At 58.4% G+C, this 23,381-nt stretch carries 22 protein-coding genes; 16 read left to right on the top strand and 6 right to left on the bottom strand.

Annotation, left to right across the window (positions count from 1 at the left end; all coding sequences use genetic code 11):
- Positions 1-8 precede the first annotated feature (8 nt).
- Positions 9-260, bottom strand: a complete 252-nt coding sequence (locus ACTG2J_RS13755; RefSeq protein ID WP_005337686.1) for an FmdB family zinc ribbon protein — start codon at positions 258-260, stop codon at positions 9-11.
- A 162-nt stretch (positions 261-422) separates the two neighbouring features.
- On the opposite strand from ACTG2J_RS13755, the gene ACTG2J_RS13760 reads away from it, so the two are divergent.
- The 6 genes from ACTG2J_RS13760 (at position 423) to ACTG2J_RS13785 (ending at position 6,616) form a co-directional block, all read left to right on the top strand.
- Complete coding sequence (locus ACTG2J_RS13760; RefSeq protein WP_113739206.1) at positions 423-1,271, top strand: DUF72 domain-containing protein; 849 nt, start codon at positions 423-425, stop codon at positions 1,269-1,271.
- 275 nt (positions 1,272-1,546) lie between these two features.
- Entirely contained in the window at positions 1,547-2,293 is a 747-nt protein-coding gene (cmoA, locus tag ACTG2J_RS13765; RefSeq protein ID WP_335829049.1) for a carboxy-S-adenosyl-L-methionine synthase CmoA, read from the top strand.
- Positions 2,290-3,267, top strand: a complete 978-nt coding sequence (gene cmoB / locus ACTG2J_RS13770; protein WP_429116083.1) for a tRNA 5-methoxyuridine(34)/uridine 5-oxyacetic acid(34) synthase CmoB — start codon at positions 2,290-2,292, stop codon at positions 3,265-3,267. The genes cmoA and cmoB overlap by 4 nt, the downstream gene beginning before the upstream one ends.
- A 52-nt stretch (positions 3,268-3,319) precedes the next feature.
- Positions 3,320-4,108, top strand: a complete 789-nt coding sequence (locus tag ACTG2J_RS13775; RefSeq protein ID WP_005337698.1) for an ATP-dependent zinc protease family protein — start codon at positions 3,320-3,322, stop codon at positions 4,106-4,108.
- A 3-nt stretch (positions 4,109-4,111) separates the two neighbouring features.
- On the top strand, positions 4,112-5,647 hold the full coding sequence (locus ACTG2J_RS13780; RefSeq protein ID WP_439997602.1) for an inactive transglutaminase family protein: 1,536 nt from the start codon (positions 4,112-4,114) through the stop codon (positions 5,645-5,647).
- A 3-nt stretch (positions 5,648-5,650) separates the two neighbouring features.
- Positions 5,651-6,616, top strand: coding sequence for an alpha-L-glutamate ligase-like protein (locus ACTG2J_RS13785; RefSeq protein WP_005337700.1), 966 nt, complete (start codon positions 5,651-5,653; stop codon positions 6,614-6,616).
- A 309-nt stretch (positions 6,617-6,925) separates the two neighbouring features.
- On the opposite strand, the gene ACTG2J_RS13790 is transcribed toward ACTG2J_RS13785, so the two are convergent.
- Positions 6,926-7,528 carry a peroxiredoxin C gene (locus ACTG2J_RS13790; protein ID WP_005337701.1) on the bottom strand — a complete coding sequence of 201 codons (603 nt, stop codon included), beginning with the start codon at positions 7,526-7,528 and terminating at the stop codon, positions 6,926-6,928.
- Positions 7,529-7,674: 146 nt separating this feature from the next.
- Between ACTG2J_RS13790 and ACTG2J_RS13795 the strand changes: the two genes are divergently transcribed.
- The 3 genes from ACTG2J_RS13795 to ACTG2J_RS13805 all read left to right on the top strand — a co-directional run bounded on the left by ACTG2J_RS13795 (position 7,675) and on the right by ACTG2J_RS13805 (position 9,712).
- A complete protein-coding gene (locus ACTG2J_RS13795; RefSeq protein WP_005337702.1) occupies positions 7,675-8,583 on the top strand; it encodes a hydrogen peroxide-inducible genes activator in 909 nt (302 codons plus the stop codon).
- A gap of 191 nt (positions 8,584-8,774) precedes the next feature.
- Positions 8,775-9,224, top strand: a complete 450-nt coding sequence (locus tag ACTG2J_RS13800; protein WP_005337703.1) for a C40 family peptidase — start codon at positions 8,775-8,777, stop codon at positions 9,222-9,224.
- 311 nt (positions 9,225-9,535) lie between these two features.
- Positions 9,536-9,712, top strand: a complete 177-nt coding sequence (locus ACTG2J_RS13805; protein ID WP_005337704.1) for a hypothetical protein — start codon at positions 9,536-9,538, stop codon at positions 9,710-9,712.
- 164 nt (positions 9,713-9,876) lie between these two features.
- Here the strand turns inward: ACTG2J_RS13805 and dsdC are convergent, their stop codons facing one another.
- The gene (dsdC, locus tag ACTG2J_RS13810; RefSeq protein WP_005353168.1) at positions 9,877-10,821 is read right to left on the bottom strand and encodes a DNA-binding transcriptional regulator DsdC; all 945 of its coding nucleotides are present in this window, start codon (positions 10,819-10,821) and stop codon (positions 9,877-9,879) included.
- Positions 10,822-11,044: 223 nt separating this feature from the next.
- Between dsdC and dsdX the strand changes: the two genes are divergently transcribed.
- The 3 genes from dsdX (at position 11,045) to ACTG2J_RS13825 (ending at position 14,215) form a co-directional block, all read left to right on the top strand.
- Positions 11,045-12,382 carry a D-serine transporter DsdX gene (dsdX, locus tag ACTG2J_RS13815; RefSeq protein ID WP_439997603.1) on the top strand — a complete coding sequence of 446 codons (1,338 nt, stop codon included), beginning with the start codon at positions 11,045-11,047 and terminating at the stop codon, positions 12,380-12,382.
- A gap of 16 nt (positions 12,383-12,398) precedes the next feature.
- Complete coding sequence (locus ACTG2J_RS13820) at positions 12,399-13,730, top strand: D-serine ammonia-lyase (RefSeq protein WP_439997604.1); 1,332 nt, start codon at positions 12,399-12,401, stop codon at positions 13,728-13,730.
- A gap of 308 nt (positions 13,731-14,038) precedes the next feature.
- Positions 14,039-14,215 (top strand): hypothetical protein, encoded by a 177-nt coding sequence (locus tag ACTG2J_RS13825; protein WP_005337712.1) that lies wholly within the window; start codon positions 14,039-14,041, stop codon positions 14,213-14,215.
- 71 nt (positions 14,216-14,286) lie between these two features.
- Here ACTG2J_RS13825 and icd read toward each other — a convergent pair whose 3' ends face one another.
- Both icd and ACTG2J_RS13835 read right to left on the bottom strand, forming a co-directional pair.
- Complete coding sequence (gene icd, locus ACTG2J_RS13830; RefSeq protein ID WP_005347179.1) at positions 14,287-15,540, bottom strand: NADP-dependent isocitrate dehydrogenase; 1,254 nt, start codon at positions 15,538-15,540, stop codon at positions 14,287-14,289.
- Positions 15,541-15,696: 156 nt separating this feature from the next.
- On the bottom strand, positions 15,697-16,572 hold the full coding sequence (locus tag ACTG2J_RS13835) for a helix-turn-helix transcriptional regulator (RefSeq protein WP_439997605.1): 876 nt from the start codon (positions 16,570-16,572) through the stop codon (positions 15,697-15,699).
- A 116-nt stretch (positions 16,573-16,688) separates the two neighbouring features.
- Between ACTG2J_RS13835 and manA the strand changes: the two genes are divergently transcribed.
- From manA to ACTG2J_RS13855, 4 genes are all read left to right on the top strand, one after another.
- Positions 16,689-17,879 carry a mannose-6-phosphate isomerase, class I gene (manA, locus tag ACTG2J_RS13840; protein WP_439997606.1) on the top strand — a complete coding sequence of 397 codons (1,191 nt, stop codon included), beginning with the start codon at positions 16,689-16,691 and terminating at the stop codon, positions 17,877-17,879.
- A 503-nt stretch (positions 17,880-18,382) separates the two neighbouring features.
- Positions 18,383-20,275, top strand: a complete 1,893-nt coding sequence (locus tag ACTG2J_RS13845; RefSeq protein ID WP_113739199.1) for a PTS fructose transporter subunit EIIC — start codon at positions 18,383-18,385, stop codon at positions 20,273-20,275.
- Between the two features lie 233 nt (positions 20,276-20,508).
- Positions 20,509-21,261 (top strand): DNA/RNA non-specific endonuclease, encoded by a 753-nt coding sequence (locus tag ACTG2J_RS13850; protein WP_064341889.1) that lies wholly within the window; start codon positions 20,509-20,511, stop codon positions 21,259-21,261.
- Positions 21,262-21,582: 321 nt separating this feature from the next.
- Positions 21,583-22,686, top strand: coding sequence for a YdcF family protein (locus ACTG2J_RS13855; RefSeq protein ID WP_064341888.1), 1,104 nt, complete (start codon positions 21,583-21,585; stop codon positions 22,684-22,686).
- Between the two features lie 82 nt (positions 22,687-22,768).
- Here the strand turns inward: ACTG2J_RS13855 and ACTG2J_RS13860 are convergent, their stop codons facing one another.
- A complete protein-coding gene (locus ACTG2J_RS13860) occupies positions 22,769-23,143 on the bottom strand; it encodes a DUF805 domain-containing protein (protein WP_005337730.1) in 375 nt (124 codons plus the stop codon).
- Between the last annotated feature and the right edge of the window lie 238 nt (positions 23,144-23,381).

Here is a 23,381-nt window from a genome sequence, read left to right on the forward strand (position 1 = left end):
AGAGACGGTTAACCTTGGGCCGCCGGGCACGACTGGCAAGCACCGTCTGTCTCACAGCTGGCCAGATTCTTTTTCTTACCCGGTTTGAAATCAGTCTCGTACCATCCGGTTCCCTTGAGCCGGAAGCCTGCCGCCGATATCAGCTTGACCAGATTCGGCTTGCTACAGGCCGGACAGTCGGTCAGGGGGGCATCGGAAAGCTTTTGCAGTTTTGCCAATTCATGGCCACAGACGTCGCAACGATATTCGTAGATAGGCATGGGTCACAAGAAATTGAAAAACAAAAGGGCTGGCATTATAGAGGAAAACCCCCTTTTGGGTAAAATGGCCAGCAGCCTCCTTTCGCCAGTTTTTTGCACTCGATGGCAAAAAGCGGGCAAAAAATCGGCACGAATGCACCAAGAGCGAAGAGAATAGCCATCATGAGCCTCTATTTGGGCATGCCACAGTGGTCCCACCCCAGCTGGCCCGGCCAGTTGCTGGGCCTTGGCGCCAAGCCTGCCGAACACCTCGCCCACTACGCCACCGTGTTCAACTCGGTGGAGGGTAACACTACCTTCTACGCCCTGCCGACACCGGACACGGTACAGCGCTGGGCCGATGCGGTGCCCGATCACTTTCGTTTCAACTTCAAGTTTCCGCAAACCATCAGCCACCAGAGCGATCTGGTGAGCGCAGACAAGCAAGTCGCCGACTTTATTCGCCTGCTCGCCCCGCTGCACGACAAGCTGGGTCTGCTCACCCTGCAGTTGCCCGCCCGTTTCGGGCCACAGGGGCTGGCCAGACTGGCGGCCTTCATCGATCGGCTGCCGCGGGCTTTTCGCTACGCCCTCGAAGTGCGCCACCACGACTTCTTCGCCAAGGGGGAGGCCGAGCGGGCATTGAACCGACTGCTGATGGAACAGGGTGTGAACCGGGTGATGCTCGACAGCCGGCCACTCTTCTCGGTGCCAGCAACCACGCCAGCCCTTGTCGATGCCCAGGGCAAGAAGCCACGCCTGCCGGTACATCTGCTGGCCACCGCCAACGCCCCCATGGTGCGCTTTATCGGCCTTCCGGATCCGGCGGCCAATCACCCCTTCCTGCCCAGCTGGCTCCCCCACTGGCGCCAGTGGCTCGCGGAGGGGAAAGATCTCTACCTCTATATACATACTGCCGACAACGCCCAGGCACCTGAGCTGGCCCGTCAGATCACCCGCTTGCTGGAGCAGGAGATGGCCCCCTGGCCGGGGGAAAACGATCGCGCACGGCAGGGAGTGCTGCGCTTTTAGCCAACCCATTCTGCGGCCATCGTTTCGCTGCAAAAAAAGTGCTTTTTTGTGGCGTGGCAAGCCCTGGCGTCAAGACAAACGGGCATCAATCCTCTACACTACCGCCCCAAGTAAGGGTCCGGAACATGGCCCGTACGAACAGGACAGGTCCAAAGGATTTCACGACCAGCCAACCCGTTCGTAAACAGGTGATAAATCTACTCTGATGGGTGTCACCCAACGACTCAATTGAACAATACAGCCGGGTGATGTCCCGGCTGTCAGGTTGCGCCAGCATGCATACCAAAGATCAAATTTTTGCCGCCCCGATCGCCCGATTGGGAGACTTCTGTTTTGACGAACAGGTCGTCGACGTGTTTCCCGATATGATCCAGCGCTCGGTGCCGGGTTACAGCAACATCATCTCCGCCATCGGCATGATGGCCGCCCGCTACGCCCAACCCGAGAGCCGACTCTATGATCTCGGCTGCTCACTGGGCGCCGCGACCCAGGCGATGCGTCGCCATGTCAGCCAGTCCGGCTGCCGCATCACCGCGGTGGATCTCTCCCACCCGATGATTGAGCGCGCCCGCGCCCACCTCTCCGGTTTCAAATCCGAGGTGCCGGTGGAGCTGGTGGAGGCGGATATCTGCGACATCGAGATCGAGAACGCCTCCGTGGTGGTGCTCAATTTCACCCTGCAATTTGTCGAGCCAGAGAAACGGGCCGCCCTGATCCAGCGCATTCACGATGGGCTGCGCCCGGGCGGGATCCTGATCCTGAGCGAAAAGTTCCGCTTCGAAGATGAACCAGTCAACGAGCTGCTCATCGATCTGCACCTCGACTTCAAGCGGGCCAATGGCTACAGCGAGCTGGAGATCAGCCAGAAACGCACCGCCCTTGAGAACGTGATGCACACCGACAGCCTGCCGGTGCATCAGGCTCGCCTACGGGACGCCGGTTTCGTCCATCAGGATCTCTGGTTCCAGTGCTTTAACTTCGGCTCCATGATTGCCATCAAATCCAGCGACGCCCAGCCATGATCGACTTTGCCAATTTCTATCAACTGATTGCCAAAAACCGGCTGAGCCACTGGCTGCATACCCTGCCCGCCCAGTTGCACGCCTGGCAACATGACAACCAGCATGGCGACCTGCCGCGCTGGAACCGCGCCCTCAACAAGCTGCCGGTGGTCCCCCCCGGCAACATCGAGCTGAAAAGCCGGGTCGAGATTGGCTCGGCCGAGAGCCTTGGCGAAGGTGAGCGCAAGAAGGTCGAGAGCCTGCTGCGCCACTTCATGCCCTGGCGCAAGGGGCCGTTCACCGTGCACGGCATCCACATCGACACCGAGTGGCGCTCTGACTGGAAGTGGGATCGGGTGCTGCCCCATATCAGCCCGCTCGAAGGGCGTTACGTGCTGGATGTGGGTTGCGGCAGCGGCTACCACCTCTGGCGCATGGTAGGTGAAGGGGCCAAGCTGGCGGTCGGCATCGACCCTAGCCCGCTGTTCCTCTGCCAGTTCGAGGCCATTCGCCACTTCGCGGGCAATGATCAGCGCGCCCACCTGTTGCCGCTCGGTATTCAAGAGCTACCTGAGCTGCGTGCTTTTGACACCGTCTTCTCCATGGGGGTGCTCTATCACCGCAAATCCCCCATCGAGCACATCGAGCAGTTGCGCAATCAATTGAAAGATGATGGCGAGCTGGTGCTGGAGACGCTAGTGATTGACGGCGGGGTCAACGACGTGCTGATGCCCACCGACCGCTACGGCAAGATGCGCAACGTCTGGTTTATTCCCTCAAGCCGCGCCCTCAAGCTGTGGGTCGAGCGCTGCGGCTTCACCGACGTGCGGATAGTAGACGAGAATATGACCAGCACCGACGAACAGCGTCGTACCGACTGGATGATTAATGAATCCCTGAGTGACTATCTGGATCCAGACAATCCGGCACTCACGGTAGAAGGACACCCGGCGCCGAAACGTGCCGTACTGATTGCCCGCAAGGCCAAAGACTAGCCGATGGCGATTCAGGAAGTTACACTGACCCAATTCCAGGAAGCACAGTTAAATGAATGACATGAAAAGCAAATTAAAAGGAATGACCCTGCTCTCCCTGCTTAGTCTCGGCGGGTGTGTCAATATGGAAAAAGCGCCTCAGGTCCCTGCTCTGACGCTGGCCGAGCTTCGTAGCGAGCTGAGCCAGAGCGAGCAACGCCTGCAAACATCCATGGAACAGCAACAGAAGCAGTATGTGCAGCAACAGCACCTGCTGGTTCAGCTCAACACAGATGTCACCAATATGAAAGAGTCCGTCAAGCAAGTAGACCACAAGCTCGCCACCCTCCCCTCCGAGCCGCCCAAGCCGATGGCCATCCCCACCGAGAAGTGCCCGGCCCCCAATCAGGGTCACACCATCGATGGCAAACTGATGGTCGGTGAAGCCGAGTGGATCTGGGTTGATGCAGCCAACGACGCCTTCCAGGCGCGGGTCGATACCGGTGCGACCACCTCCTCCATCAGTGCGCAGGAGATCACCATTTTCGAGCGCAACGGCAAAAACTGGGTGCGCTTCTTCCTGAGCCATCAGGAAGTGGACGACAAGATCCAGATCGAAGCGCCGCTGGTACGCCATGTGCGGGTGCGTCAGGCCTCTGCCGACGATCTGGACCGCCGTCCGGTAGTGCGTCTGGCCGTGCGCATTGGCGACATGACCGAGAAAGCCGAATTTACCCTGAAAGACCGTAGCGACATGACCTTCCCTGTGCTGCTGGGTCGCGAATTTTTGAAAGACATCGCCGTGGTTGATGTGGCCCGCGAATATATCCAACCCAAACCCAAGCTCAAGGATGTGAAATAATCCATGGTTTCCCGTAAGCCGTTCTATTTGCTGGTAGCCCTGCTGTACATTGTCGGCCTGGGGATGACGATCTATCACCATATCGCGTTGGATGTACCGCTGACGCCCGGTGAAAAGCGCCAGATCTGGTCCATCGAAGCCAAGCTGGAGTTTGAGGCGACCGGTGAGCCGGTGATCGCCTCCCTGGCTATTCCGGGCACCCAGCCCGGTTTCACCCTGATGAACGAGAACGCAGCCAGCCCGGGCTACGGCCTCTCCTTCGTCGAGAAAGATGGCGATGCCCGCGCCGAGTGGTCCATCCGCACCGCCTCCGGCCGTCAGGAGCTCTACTACCGCGTCGACATGATGGCGGATGCCCACGCCAAACCGGCCGCCAATCCGCAGCCGCCTGCCATCGAGAAGCAGATCGAGAGTGAGCCTTATGCCACCGCGATGAAGCAGATCCTCGAGCGGGCGCAGGAGCGCTCTGCCGACGGCTACACCCTGACTCGCGAGATCATCAAGGAGATCGAGAAGCAGGAGCAGAACGCCGAGCTGCTGAAAAAGCACAAGAGCCGCGCCAACCTGATCGCCGAGCTGCTCAACAATGCTGACGTCCCCACCCGCGTGGTGCATGCCCTGAATCTGGAAGATGGCCGCCGTCGTCAGGAGCTGGTGGATTACCTGCAAGTATTCAACAGCCCGACCGACTACAAGCTGTTCAACCCGCAAACCGGTGAACAGGGTCGTCCGGCCAACCTGCTGCTGTGGGAATACAACTCCGGCGCCCTGCTGGACGTGACCGGTGGTCACAACTCCCGTGTCAGCTTCTCGATGATCGAACAGGAGCAGCCGGTGAGCGTTGCTCTCGCGCAGAAGTTCGAAAAATCAGAGATGATGAACTTCTCCATCCACAGCCTGCCGCTGGAAGAGCAGACCCTGTTCAAGGGCTTGCTGCTGATCCCGATCGGCGTGCTGATGGTGGTGTTCCTGCGGGTTCTGGTGGGGATCAAGACCTCAGGTACCTTTATGCCGGTGCTGATCGCGGTCGCCTTTATCCAGACCTCGCTGGTCACCGGTCTCATCGGCTTCCTGCTGATCGTCGGCACCGGTCTCATCATTCGCTCCTATCTGTCTCGGCTTAACCTGCTGCTGGTCGCCCGAATATCGGCCATCATCATCATGGTTATCTCGATGATCGGCATCTTCTCCGCGTTCGCCTTCAAGCTGGGGCTGACCGACGGTATGAAGATCACCTTCTTCCCGATGATCATCCTCTCCTGGACCATCGAACGGATGTCCATCCTGTGGGAAGAAGAGGGCCCGAAAGAGGTGTTCCGCCAGGGCGGCGGCTCTCTGCTGGTTGCCGTCATCGCCTATCTGATGGATAATGAACTGATCCGTCACCTCACCTTCAACTTCCTCGGCCTGCAGCTGGTGCTGATGGCGACCGTGCTGTTGATGGGTAACTACACCGGCTACAAGCTGAGCGAACTGAAGCGCTTCAAGCCGCTGGTGGACGAGATGAAATCTGGCGTCACCCCGGGTAAGGACAAGTAACCGATGTGGTTCTGGGAAAAATACACCACCCCGTGGAGCCTGTCCCAATCAGGCATCCTCGGCATGAACAAACGCAACCACTCCTACATCAGCCGCTACAATCCGCGCAGCCTCTATCCGCTGGTGGATGACAAGCTGCAGACCAAGCAAATTGCGCTGGATGCAGGGGTCACCGTGCCTGAACTGATCGGTACCATCCGTGCCCAGCACGATGTGGGTCGCATCACCGAGCTGGTAAAAGATTGGCCGGGCTTCTGCATCAAGCCAGCTCGTGGCTCGGGCGGCAAGGGGATCCTGGTGATCCTGCGTCAGGAAGATGGCCTCTTCTATAAACCCAACGGCAGCGCCTCCAACGGTCAGGATCTGGAGCGCCATGTCTCCAATATTCTGGCGGGGCTCTATTCGCTCGGCGGCAAGCCAGACGTGGCACTGGTCGAAGGCCTTATCAACTTTGATGATGTGTTCGACGGCTACTCTTTTGAAGGGGTACCCGATGCCCGGGTGATCATCTTCAAGGGGTTCCCGGTGATGGCGATGATGCGCCTCTCCACCGCAGCCTCCGATGGCAAGGCGAACCTGCACCAGGGCGCCGTGGGGGTGGGTCTGTGCCTGCGTACCGGTCGTGCCCTGCGGGCGGTGCAGTTTGGCAATCCGCTGCGCCACCATCCGGATACCGGCCTCGACCTCTATGAGCTCAAGGTCCCACACTGGGATACCCTGCTCACCCTGGCCGCCTCCTGCTACGAGATGTCGGGTCTGGGCTACATCGGGACCGACATGGTGCTGGACAAGTTCCGCGGCCCCATGCTGCTGGAGCTCAACGCCCGTCCCGGCCTTGCCATCCAGATCGCCAACGGTCGCGGCCTGGTGCCCAATCTCAAAACTATCGAGAAGCTGGGCCAGGTGAAGATGAACGTGGAGCAGCGGGTCAATTTCGCCAAGGATCACTTCGGGATCTTTGAGGAATAACTTCTTCGCTTGTGAACTAAGCGCGCCTGTGGCGCGCTTTTTTTATGGCGATTGTCTGTCGGCATATCCCACCCAGCCATTCGGATCAGCACCTCATTTCGAAACAACGAGTACGCCAGCGAACGGCTGCTTGGAATAGCGATGGAACGATGGAACGATGGAACGATGGAACGATGGAACGATGGAACGATGGAACGATGGAACGATGGAACGAGAAGAGTGTGGCCGCAATGTCAGGGGATAGATAAATCGCAGATATAAAAAAAACCGGTGCCAAGGCACCGGTTTTTCAAGGAGAGTACGACCCGATTACAGGGAGTCAGCATTCTCGGACAGGTACTTAGCAACGCCGTCCGGAGAGGCTTGCATACCTTTTTTGCCTTTTTCCCACTGAGCAGGGCACACTTCGCCGTGCTCTTCGTGGAATTGCAGGGCATCGACCATGCGCAGCATCTCGTCGATGTTGCGGCCCAGCGGCAGATCGTTGACAACCTGGTGACGAACGACACCGTTCTTGTCGATCAGGAAGGAGCCACGGAACGCCACACCGGCTTCCGGATGCTCAACGTCATAGGCTTTGCAGATTTCGTGTTTCACGTCGGCGATCAGCGGGTACTTGACCTGACCGATACCGCCATCTTCCACTTTGGTGTTACGCCATGCATTGTGGGAGAACTGGGAATCGATGGAAACACCAATCACTTCCACGCCACGCTTCTGGAACTCTTCATAACGGTGATCGAAGGCAATCAGCTCGGACGGGCAGACGAAGGTGAAATCGAGCGGATAAAAGAAGACAACGGCAGCTTTGCCTTTGATGTGGGATGACAGGTTGAATGAATCAACGATCTCGCCATTACCCAGAACAGCTGCGGCGGTAAAATCGGGTGCGGGACGGCCTACCAATACCATATTCAATTCCTCTTTATGTGAAGTGAACAATCCGGTGAGGATTGGGCTACCTAGAGCCAAGTCCATCTAATTCAAGCGACAAACTATAGACCCGGTGGTAGATTAGTTAAATCAAATTAAATAGATAGCATTAATCGGGTTTTTCTATGCAACGTTGGCCCAGCCTCAAACAGCTGCAATATCTGGTCGCTCTCGATGAGCACAAGAACTTCAACCGCGCCGCCAAGGCCTGTCATGTCAGCCAGTCGACCCTGAGTACCGGGATCCAGACGCTGGAGGACATGATGAACCTGCAACTGGTGGAGCGGGACCACAAGAGCTTCATTATGACCCCGGTCGGCATGGAAATCGTCGAGCGCGCTCGCAATTTGCTCTCCGATGCGCGGGATCTGATGGAGCTCGGGCAACATCAGGGTGGCGTGATGCAGGGGACGGTACGTCTGGGCTGCATTCCCACCATCGCCCCCTTCTTGCTGAGCAAGCTGCTGAAAGAGTGCAGCAAAACCTATCCTGACCTCGAATTGTTGCTGCGTGAAGACACCACCAGCAATCTGCTCAAGCAGCTGGAACAGGGTCAGCTCGACTTGCTGATCCTCGCCCTGCCCATCGAGATAGGTGGATTTCACTGCAAGACCGTCGGTCAGGATCCGTTCCACATGGTGATGCCCGCCAGCATGGCGGCCGGTCTGCATACCCCGTTCGACTACAAGGAGCTGCCCAACCAGAGCATCTTCCTGCTGGAGCGGGAGCACTGCCTCACCGAGCACGCAGTGAGCGCCTGTCGCCTGCGGGACAAGAGCAAGATCAACCCGTTCGCCGCCACCAGCCTGCACACCCTGGTACAGATGGTGGAAGCGGGTCTTGGCACCACCTTCCTGCCGCAGATGGCCATCGATGCAGGCATTCTTGCCAACTCCGATCTGGTGGCCATCCCGCTGCCGGGAGAGACCTCCTATCGCGAAATCGGGTTGGTCTGGCGCCCCAGCACCACCCGGGTGCAGACCTTCTACAAGCTGGCCGAGCTGCTTAAACCGCTGATCAGCCACAACGAGTGACAACAAACGCCAGCCCTCGGGTTGGCGTTTTTCAGTTCCCCACCACATTTTTCCTCTCGGAGACTAGGTCTGGAGCCAGATCCTTGTTTATGATGGAAAAGTTGTCGCGCCCCCTACCGCCAAAACGATTTGGCAGGATATGGCGTTCGATAAATGTCTCGTTTGGTAGACCTGTCCGTGGAGAGAGCCCGATGTATCGCAAGCTGCTGCTATCCCTGCTGACTCTGCTGCTGGCCGCCTGTTCCAGCACGCCGGAGCCGCCTCCGGCCCCCCGGCAGAGCAGTGCCTTTGATGGCTTCTACCAACAATGGCGCGGTGTTCCCTACCGCATGGGCGGCGCCAGCCGTGCCGGGCTAGACTGCTCCGCCTTCACCCAGCTCGCCTACAGTCAGGTGCTGGGCTTCAACCTGCCAAGAACCACCGAATCTCAGGCCAGCATTGGCAAACCGGTGGATCGCTACCGGCTGCAACACGGGGATCTGGTCTTCTTCAAAACCGGCTGGCAACAGTACCATGTGGGGGTCTACACAGGTGCCGGCGAGTTTATTCACGCCTCCACCAGTAAGGGAGTGATCCGCTCCCGCCTCGACAACGTCTACTGGAACAGCCGCTACTGGCAGGCACGTCGGGTGACCCAGTAACCGCTCAAACGCCTGCTTACGGTACAAGTTGCGTGCCGATACTCTCCGTCAATCCCTGTCGCTATGTCGGGACAAGCAACCCACGCTTATAACTCAATTGGCCCCAAAGCCTGCATATCACACCATTTTGTGATAAGGTGGTGGCCAATTTTTAACACTTTTGCCTTTTTCTCATACGCTCTCTGTCCTGATTGACAACAAGCGAGGCGATAACAAGCAGCGCGCGGCGAAAGTGGAGTGTGGCGCAACACTGCCGGACGGGTGGCCCACAGCTGCAGTATCAAGGGTTAAATAGATAAGGAGATCGTGCAATGAAACAGTATCAAAGCTGGCTGGGGCAATACCTGATGAGTCGCCGTGACGGTGACCACGCCATGGCATGCGAGATGGCGAGTTCCATCTGCGAGTTCTGGCAGCAGCAGGGAGATGAAAACGAACTGGACAAGTGGCAGCAGATTTACCAGAACCATCTGGAAAAGACCACCTGATCCCGACCGTTGCCTTGCTGCCAGCCACGGTTGGCAGCAAGGCAACTCGCGACCAACCACCATCAGCCAACCCCTCTCCCCCAATTTTCCCGCTACGTTAAACCGCAACCTTCGTTCACTCGCGCTTTACCATCTTCATGTTGCTCTTGCGCACCGGCCTCGGTTCATTCCATCTCGGCCGCCATCCCCTGTGCCCAGTCGATAAAGGCCTGGATCTTGGGGCACTCGCGGTTGGGCAGGGTCGCCATGTAATAACGCTGCTCGCACTTGACCTCCAGCCCGGCAAAAGGGGCCACCAGCTCGTTGCGTGCCAGTCGCTTGCTCACCAGATTCTTGCGCCCCATGGCGATCCCGGCGTGATTCATGGCGGCGATGATGGCGAGATCCGAGCGATCAAAACCCATGCTCAGCTGGCATGCCTCGAGGCTGACCCCGGCGTGGCGAGCCCAGCAGCTCCATTCATCAGTATCCGAGTCAAATCCCCATGCCTGCCGATCATGGAGCAGCCGGCACAAGGACAAGTTGGCGGGATTGCCGACAAGCCCGTGCTGCTCGGCATATTCCGGGCTGCAGACCGGCAGCATAAACTCATCCATCAGCGGGTGGATGGCAAGCCGCTCCGGGCTCTTCTCATCGAAATAGAGGGTCAAATCGATGCCATAACCATGCAGGTTGATGTTCTCGTTACCGGTGATGATATTGAGCTCGATCTGCGGATGCAGGCGGGAGAAATCCGCCAGCCTGGGCACCAGCCAGCACTGGGCGATGGAGGGACGCGAATAGATGGTCAGGGTACCGGAGAGCTCCTGATTCTTGATCTCCAGGATCTCCTGATTGATAAACTCCAGCGAGGATTTGAGCGCCCAGAACACCCGCTGCCCATCCGCCGTCAGTACCACCTTGCGGTGAAAACGTTCAAAGAGCTTGAACCCCAGCTCCTCTTCCAACGCGCTGATCCGGTGACTCACGGCACTGGGACTCAGCGACAATTCATCAGCTGCCATGGCAAAGGATCCGTGGCGGGCGGCCGCCTCGAAGGTGTGCAGCTTGGCCAGCTGGTAGCCACTCAGCAGCTTGTTGCGCGATATGTAATTATCCCCGTTATACATTCATCCCCCTCTTCGCAATGGCCACCGATGATACACCCACAGGCCCCCTTAAAGATGAAACCAAAAGACCCAAAGAGTGTGATTTCGATAAATTGTGACCAATGTAGCGCCTTTGCATCACCTCAGATCACCCAAGTAGTCGATTTCATCATTTGTCAGCCCCGCCCCATTTTCATTCAATAAGCGCATAAACAATCACACACAACAGATGTCGAGGCGCAGTATGAGTTCAGAGGTATGGGTCATCGCTACCTTGCTAAGTAGCATCGTTCTTATCGTGGTCACCATAGTGAAGGGCAAGGTGCATCCTTTCCTTGCCCTGCTGCTGGCAAGCTTCTATGTGGGCACCCTGATGGGGATGGAGCCCCTCAAGATGGTCAGCACCATGGAAGCGGGCATTGGCGGCACGCTAGGCTTTCTCGCCGCCGTCATCGGTCTTGGCACCATACTCGGCAAGATGATGGAGGTGTCGGGCGCGGCGGAGCGCATCGGCCTCGCCCTGCAAAGATGCCGCTGGCTTTCGCCGGATGTCATCATGGTGCTGGTTGGTCTGGTATGTGGCATCACCCTGTTTGTCGAAGTCGGCGTGGTGCTGCTGATACCGCTGGCCTTCTCCATCGCCCGCAAGACCAACACCTCGCTGCTCAAGCTGGCCATTCCGCTCTGCACCGCCCTGATGGCCGTGCACTGCATCGTACCGCCGCACCCTGCTGCCCTCTATGTCACCAATCAGCTGGGCGCCGATGTGGGTTCCGTCATCGTCTATGGTCTGGCGGTCGGCCTCTTTGCCTCCCTTATCGGCGGCCCCCTGTTCCTCAAACTGCTGGGCAACCGGCTCCCGTTCAAGGGGGTACCCGATGCCTTTGCCGACATCAAGGCGCGCGATGAGGCCACTCTCCCGACCTTGAGCGCCTCGCTCTTTACCGTGCTGCTGCCCATCCTGCTGATGCTGGCCAAGACGGTCGCCGAGCTCAATATGGACCACGCCAGCCACCTCTATACCGTGCTGGAATTTATCGGCAACCCCATCACCGCCATGTTTATCGCAGCCTTCACCGCCTACTACGTGCTGGGGATCCGCCAGCAAATGAAGATGGAGGGACTGCTTAACAAGACCGAGGAGTGCTTCTCCTCCATCGCCAACATTCTGCTCATCATCGGTGCCGGTGGCGCCTTCAACGGGGTGCTCAAGGCAAGCGGGCTGGGCGATAGCCTGGCCACCATCCTCTCCCAGCTGGATATGCACCCCATTCTGCTCGCCTGGCTGGTTGCCATCGTGCTGCACGCCGCCGTGGGCTCCGCCACCGTCGCCATGATGGGCGCAACCGCCATCGTCTCCCCCATCATGGTGCATTACCCGAACATCAGCCCGGAGATCATGACCCTGGCCATCGGCTCCGGTGCCATTGGCTGCACCATGGTGACTGACTCTCTGTTCTGGCTGGTCAAGCAGTATTGCGGCGCCACCCTGAACGAAACGCTCAAGTACTACACCACCGCCACCTTTGTCGCCTCCCTGATGGCGCTGGCCGGTACCTTCCTACTCTCCTTTATCTTGTAACAAGACCGAGAACACTATGAAAAACATCGACGTACAACAGCTCACAGCGCAATTTCCACTGGTGCAATCCCTGATCGCGCTTGAGCCAGTCACCTGGTTCAACCCCAACACCACCACTCTGGCTACCGGTCTGCCCTATGTGGGGCTCGATAACCACAATGTGGCAGACGCTTCCGCTCGGCTGGCCCGCTTCGCCCCCTACATGTGCGAAGCCTTCCCCGAGACCCGCGCCAGCAACGGTATTCTGGAGTCCGACATCGCAGCCATTCCGGCGATGCAGGCTACGCTCAACCAGCGCTACGGGGTTGAGGTCACCGGCAGGCTGCTGCTGAAAAAAGACAGCCACCTGCCCATCTCAGGCTCCATCAAGGCCCGTGGCGGTATCTACGAGGTGCTGACTCACGCCGAACAGTTGGCGATCAAGGCTGGTCTGCTGCGGGAAGAAGATGACTACCGCAAACTGTTCACGGACGAGTTCCGCCAGTTCTTCAGCCAGTACAGCATCGCGGTAGGCTCCACCGGCAACCTTGGCATGTCCATCGGCATCATGAGCGCCAAGCTGGGCTTTACCGTCACCGTCCACATGTCTGCCGACGCGCGGGAGTGGAAGAAACGCAAACTACGTGAACATGGCGCCATCGTGGTCGAATATGCCGAAGATTACGGGGTTGCGGTGGAACAGGGGCGCAAAGAGGCCGAGCGGGATCCCAACTGCTTCTTTATCGATGACGAGAACTCCCGCACCCTGTTCCTCGGCTACTCGGTGGCGGGCGAGCGGGTGAAAAAGCAGTTCGACAAGATGGGCATCAAGGTGGATGCCGACCACCCGCTGTTTGTCTATTTGCCCTGTGGCGTGGGCGGCGGCCCGGGCGGGGTGGCCTTTGGTCTCAAGCTCGCGTTCGGTGATCATGTCCACTGTCTGTTTGCCGAGCCGACCCACTCCCCCTGCATGTTGCTGGGGGTCCACACCGGATTGCACGATGCCATTGCGGTGCAGGATCTGGGCATTGACAACCTCACCGCGGCCGACGGCCTCGCGGTGGGGCGCGCCTCCGGCTTCGTCGGTCGCGCCATGGAGCGGCTGCTCGATGGCTTCTACACCCTGAGCGATCAGGAGATGTATGACCTGCTGGGACTGCTGGCGCGCGATGAGCAGATCAAGCTGGAACCCTCGGCGCTGGCCGGCATGGCTGGCCCGTGGCGTGTAGCCGCCGATCCGGCATGGCAAACCGCGCAGGGACTGGACGCGGCAACCATGGCCCGCGCCACCCATCTGGTGTGGGCCACCGGCGGCGGCATGGTGCCCGCAGAAGAGATGGCAAAGTACCTGGCCAGCGCCAAGATCTAGGCTGTTTTGCCACATTTATCTGCAAATAAACCCGCCATCACGGCGGGTTTTCTGTTTTGGGAACAAGGGGATGGGACAGTTCTGTCGCAATCCATGGCGACAATTTCCCCAAGTTGGTCAGTTTGTGCTAAAATGGCGCTCATTTTTTGACATCTCGCGTCACGTTCGCCGCCAGATGGCCCATCGGGCTCTCTGCCCGGGTCGTGACTTTGCACCATCATGCCTGATGATGTTCCCCCCAGGATCAGCCGACAGGCTTCCGTCAAGGTGGGCACCCTCAAGGGCACATGAGATAAGGAGATCGGGTAATGAAACAATATCAAAGCTGGCTGGGAGATTATCTGATGAGTCGACGTGACGGAGATCACGCGATGGCTTCGGAACTTGCCAACACCATCTGCGCCTTCTGGAAGGCCCAGGGTGATGAAGCAGAAACCAGCAAATGGCAGCAACGCTATCAGCAACACGTAGAGCAGGCGCAATAAGCCCCTGCACTATTTCACGATAAAAAACCGGCGCACATGGCGCCGGTTTTGCGTTTCTGGCAAGCAGCAGATTACATCTGGTCGATCATGTCCTGAGCAAACTGGGAGCAGGAGCGCAGGGTGGCCCCTTCCATCAGACGCTCGAAGTCATAGGTGACGGTCTTGTTTCGGATCGCCGCTTCCATCCCCTTGATGATGAGATCGGCCGCTTCGACCCAACCCATGTGGCGCAGCATCATCTCGGCGGAGAGGATGAGGGAGCCCGGGTTGACCTTGTCCTGACCGGCATACTTCGGTGCAGTACCGTGGGTCGCTTCGAACAGGGCCACGCCGTCACCAATGTTGGCACCCGGCGCGATACCGATACCGCCTACCTGAGCGGCCAGCGCGTCGGAGATGTAGTCGCCGTTGAGGTTCATACAGGCGATGACGTCATACTCGGCCGGGCGCAGCAGGATCTGCTGCAGGAAGGCGTCGGCGATGACATCCTTGATGACGATGGTCTTGCCGGTTTTCGGGTTTTTGAAGGAGCACCAGGGGCCGCCGTCAATCAGCTGGGCACCGTACTCGTTCTGAGCCAGAGCATAACCCCAATCCTTGAAGGCACCTTCGGTGAACTTCATGATGTTGCCCTTGTGCACCAGGGTCACGGAGTCGCGATCATTGTCGATGGCATACTCGATGGCGGCACGCACCAGACGCTCGGTACCGGCTTTGGACATCGGCTTGATGCCGATACCGCAGGACTCCGGGAAGCGAATTTTCTTCACGCCCATCTCGTTTTGCAGGAAGGCGATCACCTTGTTTGCTTCGGCGCTGTCGGCCTTCCACTCGATACCGGCGTAGATGTCTTCGGCGTTTTCGCGGAAGATCACCATGTCGGTCAGATCAGGACGCTTCACCGGGCTCGGGGTGCCGTCGTAGTAACGAACCGGACGCAGGCAGATGTAGAGATCCAGCTCCTGACGCAGGGCTACGTTGAGGGAGCGAATACCGCCACCGACCGGAGTAGTCAGCGGGCCCTTGATGGCCACGCAGTATTCGCGAATGAAATCCAGGGTTTCGGCCGGCAGCCAGGCACCTTCACCATAGACATGAGTCGATTTCTCGCCGGTATAGATCTCCATCCAGGCGATCTTGCGCTCGCCCTTGTAGGCTTTCTCGACCGCAGCATTCACCACATTCAACATGGCAGGGGTTACGTCAACACCGATGCCATCCCCTTCAATAAACGGAATGATCGGATGGTTGGGAACCTGCAGCTTGCCGTTGGCATCGACTGTGATTTTCTGACCCTGGGTCGGGATTACTACTTTGCTTTCCATCGGCATCTCCTAACTTCCGTTTGTTATCAACTTGTTTGTTGCGCGCGGCCATCTTAGCCCATTCATTTTCATAATAAAACGACAAGAAAGCATGTCAGACCAAAGAGGTAGCCACCCGCCAGTGCGCCGTCACCACGCCTCTCCGACCCCGCCCAGTTATCCCTCCAGCTCGCTGGCCACCGCCTGCGGCTGACTCAGGGAACGATACTGGGAAGGGGTCAAGCCGGTCTTCTGTTTGAACACCCGGCAGAAGTAGTTCACGTCGGTAAACCCGCAGCGATTGGCGACCTCTTCGAGACGGAAGCGATACTTTTTCAGCATGAACTTGGCCCGCTCCAGCCGCACCCAGCTGATGTAGTCCGCCAGCCGCATGTGCCCCTGCTGGCGGAACAGGCGTGAGAGATGGCTTGGGGAGAGATTGAAGCGGGCGGCGATGCATTCGCGACTGATGGGGCGGTGGAAATTTTCCTGAATGTAGATGCAGATGCCGTGAAAAAGATCGGAGCCACGAGGACGACCGTTCTCCGACTCCACCAGCAACTGCCGTGAGTAACTGAGCAGCGCCTGCAGCAGGTGATTGTCCATCGGTGCCCTTATCGGCTCCTGCGCAAGGGTGTTGAGCGAGAGCAGTATATGATCGAGCGCCCGTCCGGCACCGGCCTGAATACTGTGCTTCTGCACATCGAAGAAGCCGGTGTCTCCCTTGTGCTTGCTCACCAGACTGAACCCTATCTGACGCTTGCCGAACAACAGGCTGAGCACGGAACAATCATTGTCCCAATCCGGCTTGTTCCAGCCGTTGGGGGGAATGTACATCGCCTCCCGTGGCCCCATCTGTACCGACTGCACATCCCCTTCCGGGGACCAGATCTGGTTGAGATAGTGGCCGCTGAAGACCAGCTCGAGACGCGGAAAATTGACCTGATAACTGAAGCAGGGAGGCACCCCTTTGTCAGAGGCAAACAACACCTTCTCAAAGCCGCCCCCCTCACTTAGAAAGCCGTCCAACAGCTGGGTAAAGATGATACTCATGAATGATCCTGATCAAGATGCAGAGAGCAACCGATTGCGGTGCGCTGCCCCTGCCATGCTATAGTCCGCGCCAGACTGAAATTTCCAAAAAATCGTTCTGATACAAGGAGCCATCCATGAGCTACCCGCCGTTTTTTCTAATGTGCAACCCGATCCAGGATTATGTCTGGGGCAGTCGTGATTCCCTGACCACGCTGTTTGGCATCAAAAATCCCGAAGGCAAACCACAAGCTGAACTGTGGATGGGTGCTCACCCCAATGGCTGCTCCGAAGTGACCCTGGCAGGCGAGACCGTGAAGCTTTCCAGCCTGATTGACGCCAACCCCGTCGCCATGTTGGGCGAAGCTACCCAGGCTCGTTTCGGCTCACTCCCCTTCCTGTTCAAGGTGCTCTGCGCCGAGCAGGCGCTCTCCATTCAGGTGCACCCGAGCAAGACTCAGGCCGAAGCGGGCTTTGCCAAGGAAGAGGCTGCCGGCATCGATGCCAAGGCAGCCAATCGCAACTACAAGGACCCGAACCACAAGCCGGAGCTGGTCTTTGCCCTCACCCCCTATCAGGCAATGAACGGTTTTCGCGCCATTCCCGCCATTCTGGCACTGTTCGAGCGGGTCAATCTGGCGGCCATCGCCGATCTGACCGCAGCCCTTGCCGCCAGCCAGAATGAAGCCGGCCTGCAGCACTTCTTCCACCAGCTGCTGGTACTGGAAGGGGCACGCAAGGAGGAGGCGCTGGAAGGGCTGCTAACCTATGCCGCCGCCCATCAGGATGAGGAGACGTTTGCCCTCATCACCAGTCTGGCGGCCCAGTACCCGGGAGATGTGGGCCTATTCTCGCCGCTGCTGCTCAACGTGGTGACGCTTGAGCCAGGTCAGGCGATGTTCCTCGATGCCTGTACCCCGCACGCCTATGTGCGCGGCACCGGCCTCGAGATCATGGCCAACTCCGACAACGTGCTGCGCGCCGGCCTCACCCCCAAATACATCGACGTGGCAGAGCTCTTGGATTGCACCCGCTGCTTGCCCAAGCCGGATGACCAGATCCTGCTGGCCCCCCGCTGTGATGGTGCGGTACAGCACTTCGACGTGCCGGTACCTGACTTCACTTTCAGCGTCTACCCGGCTGGCGAGCATCAGCTCACCACTGCCAGCGCCGAGATCCTGTTTGCCATCGATGACACAGTGACCCTCAAGCAAGGCGAACAGTCACTGCGTCTGGATAAAGGGCAATCAGCCTTTATTCCTGCAGCGACTGGCAGTTATCAACTGCTGGCCGAAGGGCGGGTCGCCCGCGCCGGCAACAGCTGCTAACGGGCACATCCTGAGGCTATGCCCCATTCGAATATGCACAAGGGCCATCAATGATGGCCCTTGTTTTTTATCCCCATCCATCCCCTTTCATCTCTTGACAACACGGTTGACCATACTCACAGAGTTATCTCCCTCCCAATTAATGACAATAAAATCACTTGAGGCGCCTGCTATTTGCCAACCAGCTCACACTATTGACCCATAACAAATCACACAAATATCCATTCCATCACAGAAAACCCATCATCGACCTGGACACTAAGATAAGATTTCGCACGAACGAAACAAAAGTAAGTGATTGATACCAAATAATTAAATTAATATTCACATCGAATTCAATCATCACGCCAAAACGAGATGAGAATCACAGCTCATTCTTGCCAGCACAAAAATCCAGTAAACGGCACATTTGTCCGATTTCGGCACCGCGCCAACGGGAGAACAATATCCAGGTCAATTGTTCCCCCCATCATGCGGCTCGGCAACGGAGCCAGGAGTGTAATATGTTACCCACCATGACCAACGGCAGACTCATCTGCCTGGAGTTGAAGGCCACCAGCAAGGAGGCTCTGTTCGACGAGATGGCACAGATGCTGGCGCGCGATGGCGCCGTGTCTGATCAACAGCAATTCGTCAAGGATATCTGGGCCCGCGAACAGCTGGACTGCACCGGCTTCGAGCAGGGTGTCGCCCTGCCCCACGCCAAGAGCAAGGCGGTCAGCCGTCCGGCCATTGCCATCGGTGTCAGCCGTCAGGGTATCGAGTACGGCGCCGAAGATGGCAAGCCGACCCAGCTGATCTTCATGATCGCCTCCCCGGATGGCGGCGCCAACCACCACATCGAAGTGCTGGCCGAACTATCTACCCGTCTGCTGGAGCCGGGCTTTATCGAGCAGATGAAGGCGGCCACTACCGTCGAGCAAGCCCTGACCCTGCTCAAGCAAGGCCCGAAAGCAGAAAAAACGGCGCCAACCGCCAAACCGGCTGCCACTGCTCCGGTTGAACCCACCGATCGCACCTTCAAGGATCGCCTCAACACCATGAAGCAGCACCTGCTGTTTGGTACCTCCCACATGATCCCCTTTATCGTGGCGGGCGGTGTGCTGCTCTCCCTGTCGGTCATGATGAGCGGCAAGGGCGCCGTGCCGGAAGCGGGCTTCCTCAAGGATATGGCGACCATGGGTATCGCCGGCCTGACCCTGTTTACTGCCGTATTGGGCGGCTACATCGCCTACTCGCTGGCTGACAAACCGGGCCTGGCCCCGGGCATGATCGGCTCCTGGATTGCCGTACAGCACTATCAGACCGGTTTTCTCGGCGCCATTCTGGTGGGCTTTATCGCAGGTTTCGTGGTCAATCAGCTCAAACGGATCAAGCTGCCTGACTCCATGACCTCCCTTGGTTCCATCTTCATCTATCCGTTGATCGGTACCTTCCTGGTGTGTGGCATCGTGATGTGGGGGATCGGTGCCCCGATCGCCGCCATGATGGAAGGGATGAACCACTGGCTCTCCAGCATGGCGGGCTCAGGTAAAGTGATGCTGGGTGCCATTCTGGGTGGTATGACCGCCTTCGATATGGGCGGCCCGGTCAACAAGGTTGCAACCCTGTTTGCCCAGACTCAGGTCAACACCCAGCCCTGGCTGATGGGCGGCGTCGGTATCGCCATCTGTGTACCGCCGCTGGGTATGGCACTGGCGACCTTCATGTCTCCGAAGCGTTACAAGAAAGAGGAGCGTGAATCCGGTAAAGCGGCCGCCATCATGGGCATGATCGGTATCAGTGAAGGTGCTATCCCGTTCGCCGCTGCTGACCCCATGCGAGTTATCCCGGCCATCGTCGCAGGCGGCATCGTCGGCAACATCACCGGCTTCATGATGCACAGTATCAACCACGCCCCCTGGGGTGGCTGGATTGTCCTGCCGGTTGTTGAAGGCAAGATGGGCTACATCCTGGGTACCATCCTCGGCGCCCTGACCACTGCCATCATCGTCAACCTGCTGAAAAAGCCGGTGAGCGAAGAAGATGACGTGACCGCCCCCCAAACCAGCTTCGAAGTCATTGAAGCGGAAGGGGAAGCAGACGTACTGGCCATCACTGCTTGCCCGTCTGGCGTTGCCCACACCTTCCTGGCCGCCAAGAGCCTGCAGAAGGCCGCCGCCAAGCAGGGGATCAAGATCAAGGTCGAGACCCAGGGCGCCAACGGCATCATCAACCGCATTACCGCCAAGGATGTCGCCAACGCCCGCTGCGTCATCTTCGCCCACGACGTGGCTATCAAGAACCGCGAGCGCTTCACTGATATCGAAGTCATCGATGTGAAGACCAAGGAGGCGATTCACAATCCGGAAGCACTGCTGGCCCGCACGCTGGGCAACAAGGCAAACGCCGCCTGATAGCAGTCAGACAGCTCATCACAAGGGGCCCATCACGGGCCCCTTTTCGTTGCCTGCCGAGCAACCGCACATCATCCCACCGACCAAGCCACTGATTTAAAACATATTAACTACTCACATCACGGATCTTGGCGAGCCGTCACAGAACGGTGACGTGTAAAAAAACAGCAATTGAAGCGCTGGTCAGATCTCATGTCAAATGGCTCCGCCTACTAAACTGGAGCATCATAAAAATGATAAAAATCAATAAATTGGTTCTAGCTGTTACCCTCACCCTCACTGCCACCCCCTTGCTGGCAGCCCACTGGACGTGTGGCGACCACGTGCGCTTTGGTCTGCCCTCTGAATCGGATCAGAAGCTCTGCCGTGAAGGGTATGCGGTCGGCTACAACTACGACTACAAGGTGGCGGACTGGGTCTCCTACCGGATGACCGCCCAGAGCGCACAGGGCACAGTGCCCCGCAAGGATGCCTTCGCCGAGGACAGGGAGATCCCGGTTGCCTATCGCGCCACCCTCTCCGACTACAAGGGCTCGGGCTACGACCGTGGCCATCAGGCCCCGGCGGGGGACATGAAATCGAACAAGAACACCATGAAAGAGAGCTTCCTGCTGAGCAACATGACACCGCAGATCGGGGTGCTCAACCAGAAGGCGTGGCGCGTGCTGGAGGACAAGGTGAACAAGTGGGCGGTCTCCCGCAAGGATGTGCAGGTGATCACCGGCCCCATCTTTACCGGCTCTGAAGAGTCCATCGGTCAGGGTGTGGCGATCCCGAGCGCCTACTACAAGATCGTGATGGACCCAACCAGACTGCAGGCCATCGCCTTTATCATGCCGCAGGAAGAGGTGCCCATCAGCCAGATCGCCGACTACCGGGTCTCGGTACGCGAGGTGGAGGAGCAGACCCAACTCAACTTCTTCAGCGATATGCCCGAAGAGCAGCAAGAGACGCTGGAAGCCCGCGTCTCCCAGATGTGGAACTGACCGCGAATACTCATCAGTAGATAGATTGAGACGCCATCAGTCTTACATCGCGATAGAGGGAGGGGCCCGCGCCCCTCCCAGCAGGGGGAGTCACGCCCCCCCTGCCCCTTTCAGATGGCTGCTGACCCATTGCGGCCATTTTTGCGGCCACAGGTGTGGCATCGCCCGACGACCCGCCCCGACTCACAGTTTGCCACGCCGTTAACTGGTATATTGCCTCTCTTTGGCACTAACAGACTGAATTGACGCACATTTGCCTTATCCCATCGGCCCGCAAATCGCTGCGCCACGGCGCGATTCAGCCCGACAGAGGACCTTTTGATGAAACAGACCCTTCTTGCCCTCACCCTCGGCGGCCTGCTGGCGCTCTCGCCCCTCGCCCTGCAAGCGGCCGAGAGCTCGATGCAAATGGAGCACGACCTCAATACCCTGGTCAGCAAACGCCAGGCGGTGGACATGTTGCTCGGCGAAGCGCTGCAAATCTACAAGTCGCCTGCCAAGATCTCCCACGCCGGTTTTACCGCCAAGATGCCGAGCAATATGGAGCTGGTGACCGAGCGGCTGCTGGCCGCCTACCAGCTGGAACCCTACCGCACCGACCTGCTCATCTCGGCTGCCAACGCCCAGATCTACAACGGCAACCTGAGCCGCGCCATCACCTTGCTGGAGCAGGCGCAGGCCGTCGCCCCCGATGATCTCGACATCAACAGCTATCTCGCCATCTGGCAGTTGGTGAAGGGTAACAAGGATGCCTCCCGCAGCTATCTGGCGAAAGTGGCGGATCGCAACAGTGGCCGCGCCGCCGATCTGGAGGAGATCATCGCCCGGGTGCAGCGGATCACCGCCGCCCCGCTGCAGACCGAACTGACCGAGGATCAGGTCAAGGCCAGCAGGGAGGGCAAACGCGCCATCGTCACCCTGGGCTACGCCCTCAATCCCGACGGCAGCATGGACAAGATCCTGCTGGGCCGCCTGCAAACCACCCTTGAGCTGGCCAAGGCCGACCCGGAAGCGCTGATCATCCTGACCGGCGGCGTGCCCCAGAACCGCCAGACCGAGGGCAAGCTGATGGCTGACTGGCTGGCCAACCACGGCATCGACCGCAGCCGCCTGATTGAAGAGAACTACGCCACCAGCACGGTGGACAACGCCCTCTACAGCGCCTATGCCCTCGCCCGCCACCAGATTGACTATGCGGTGCTGGTAAGCTCCGCCAGCCATGTGCGCCGCGGTCAGACGGTGCTGGAAATCGCCTGCGACCAGATTGGCCCAGCCAACATCAAGGTGGCGAGCGTCAGCTACCCTGACAAGCCCCTCGAGGAGCTGGCCACCCCGAGCGAGAGCGAGCTGCTCGGCATCTACCGCGACGCCCTGCGCACCTACGGCATGTGGAGCTACCGCTCAGCCCCGCTGATTGAGCGTTGATCGGCCATCAAAACGAAAAAGAGAGGAAGGCGTGATGCCTCCCTCTCTTTTTATTGACCGATGATTGGCCAAGCCGCGCCCGTTAGCTGACGATAAAGCCCTGCGAGGGGGCCGCTTTGGGATCATCACCGAAGCGGTTTGGTCCCTGCTGACCGTTGCAAACCATAAAGTAGATAAGCACCAGGGTGCCGATAATGGGGATAAGCCCGAGCAGTAGCCACCAAGCGCTGCGGTCGGTATCGTGCAGACGACGGGCCGCCACCGCCAGCGATGGCAGCAGCACAGCAAGCGAATAGATGGAGCTTATCAGCTCATTGTCGCCGCCAATCAGCTTGTCCACCATGCCGAGCAACAGCATGACGATGACGTTGCACAGCACGAACATCCAGTATTCGGTGCGACGGGCCCGCCCGCTGAATACCGCATATTGCTTGAGGACCGAGATATACCAGTTCATTGCGCCTCCTGAGTGGCCTTTATGCCTATGAATAAAAAGAGAGTCGATAAAACAAGTAGTTAAGAGCTTAGCGCGATCATCCCCCCGAATCGACAATGATGCCCGAACGCCTCCCAAACTAATCAGCTGCGGCAATGATTGACCGACCGTTCCGGAAGATAATTTGCCCTGCAACAGGGCAAATCACCCCCATCAGCGCATCACTCTCGTCACAAGCAGGAAAATGGTGCTTAATAAT

It is taken from the genome of Aeromonas sp. 6P, from assembly GCF_051919525.1.
Classification (GTDB): Bacteria; Pseudomonadota; Gammaproteobacteria; order Enterobacterales; family Aeromonadaceae; genus Aeromonas; species Aeromonas veronii.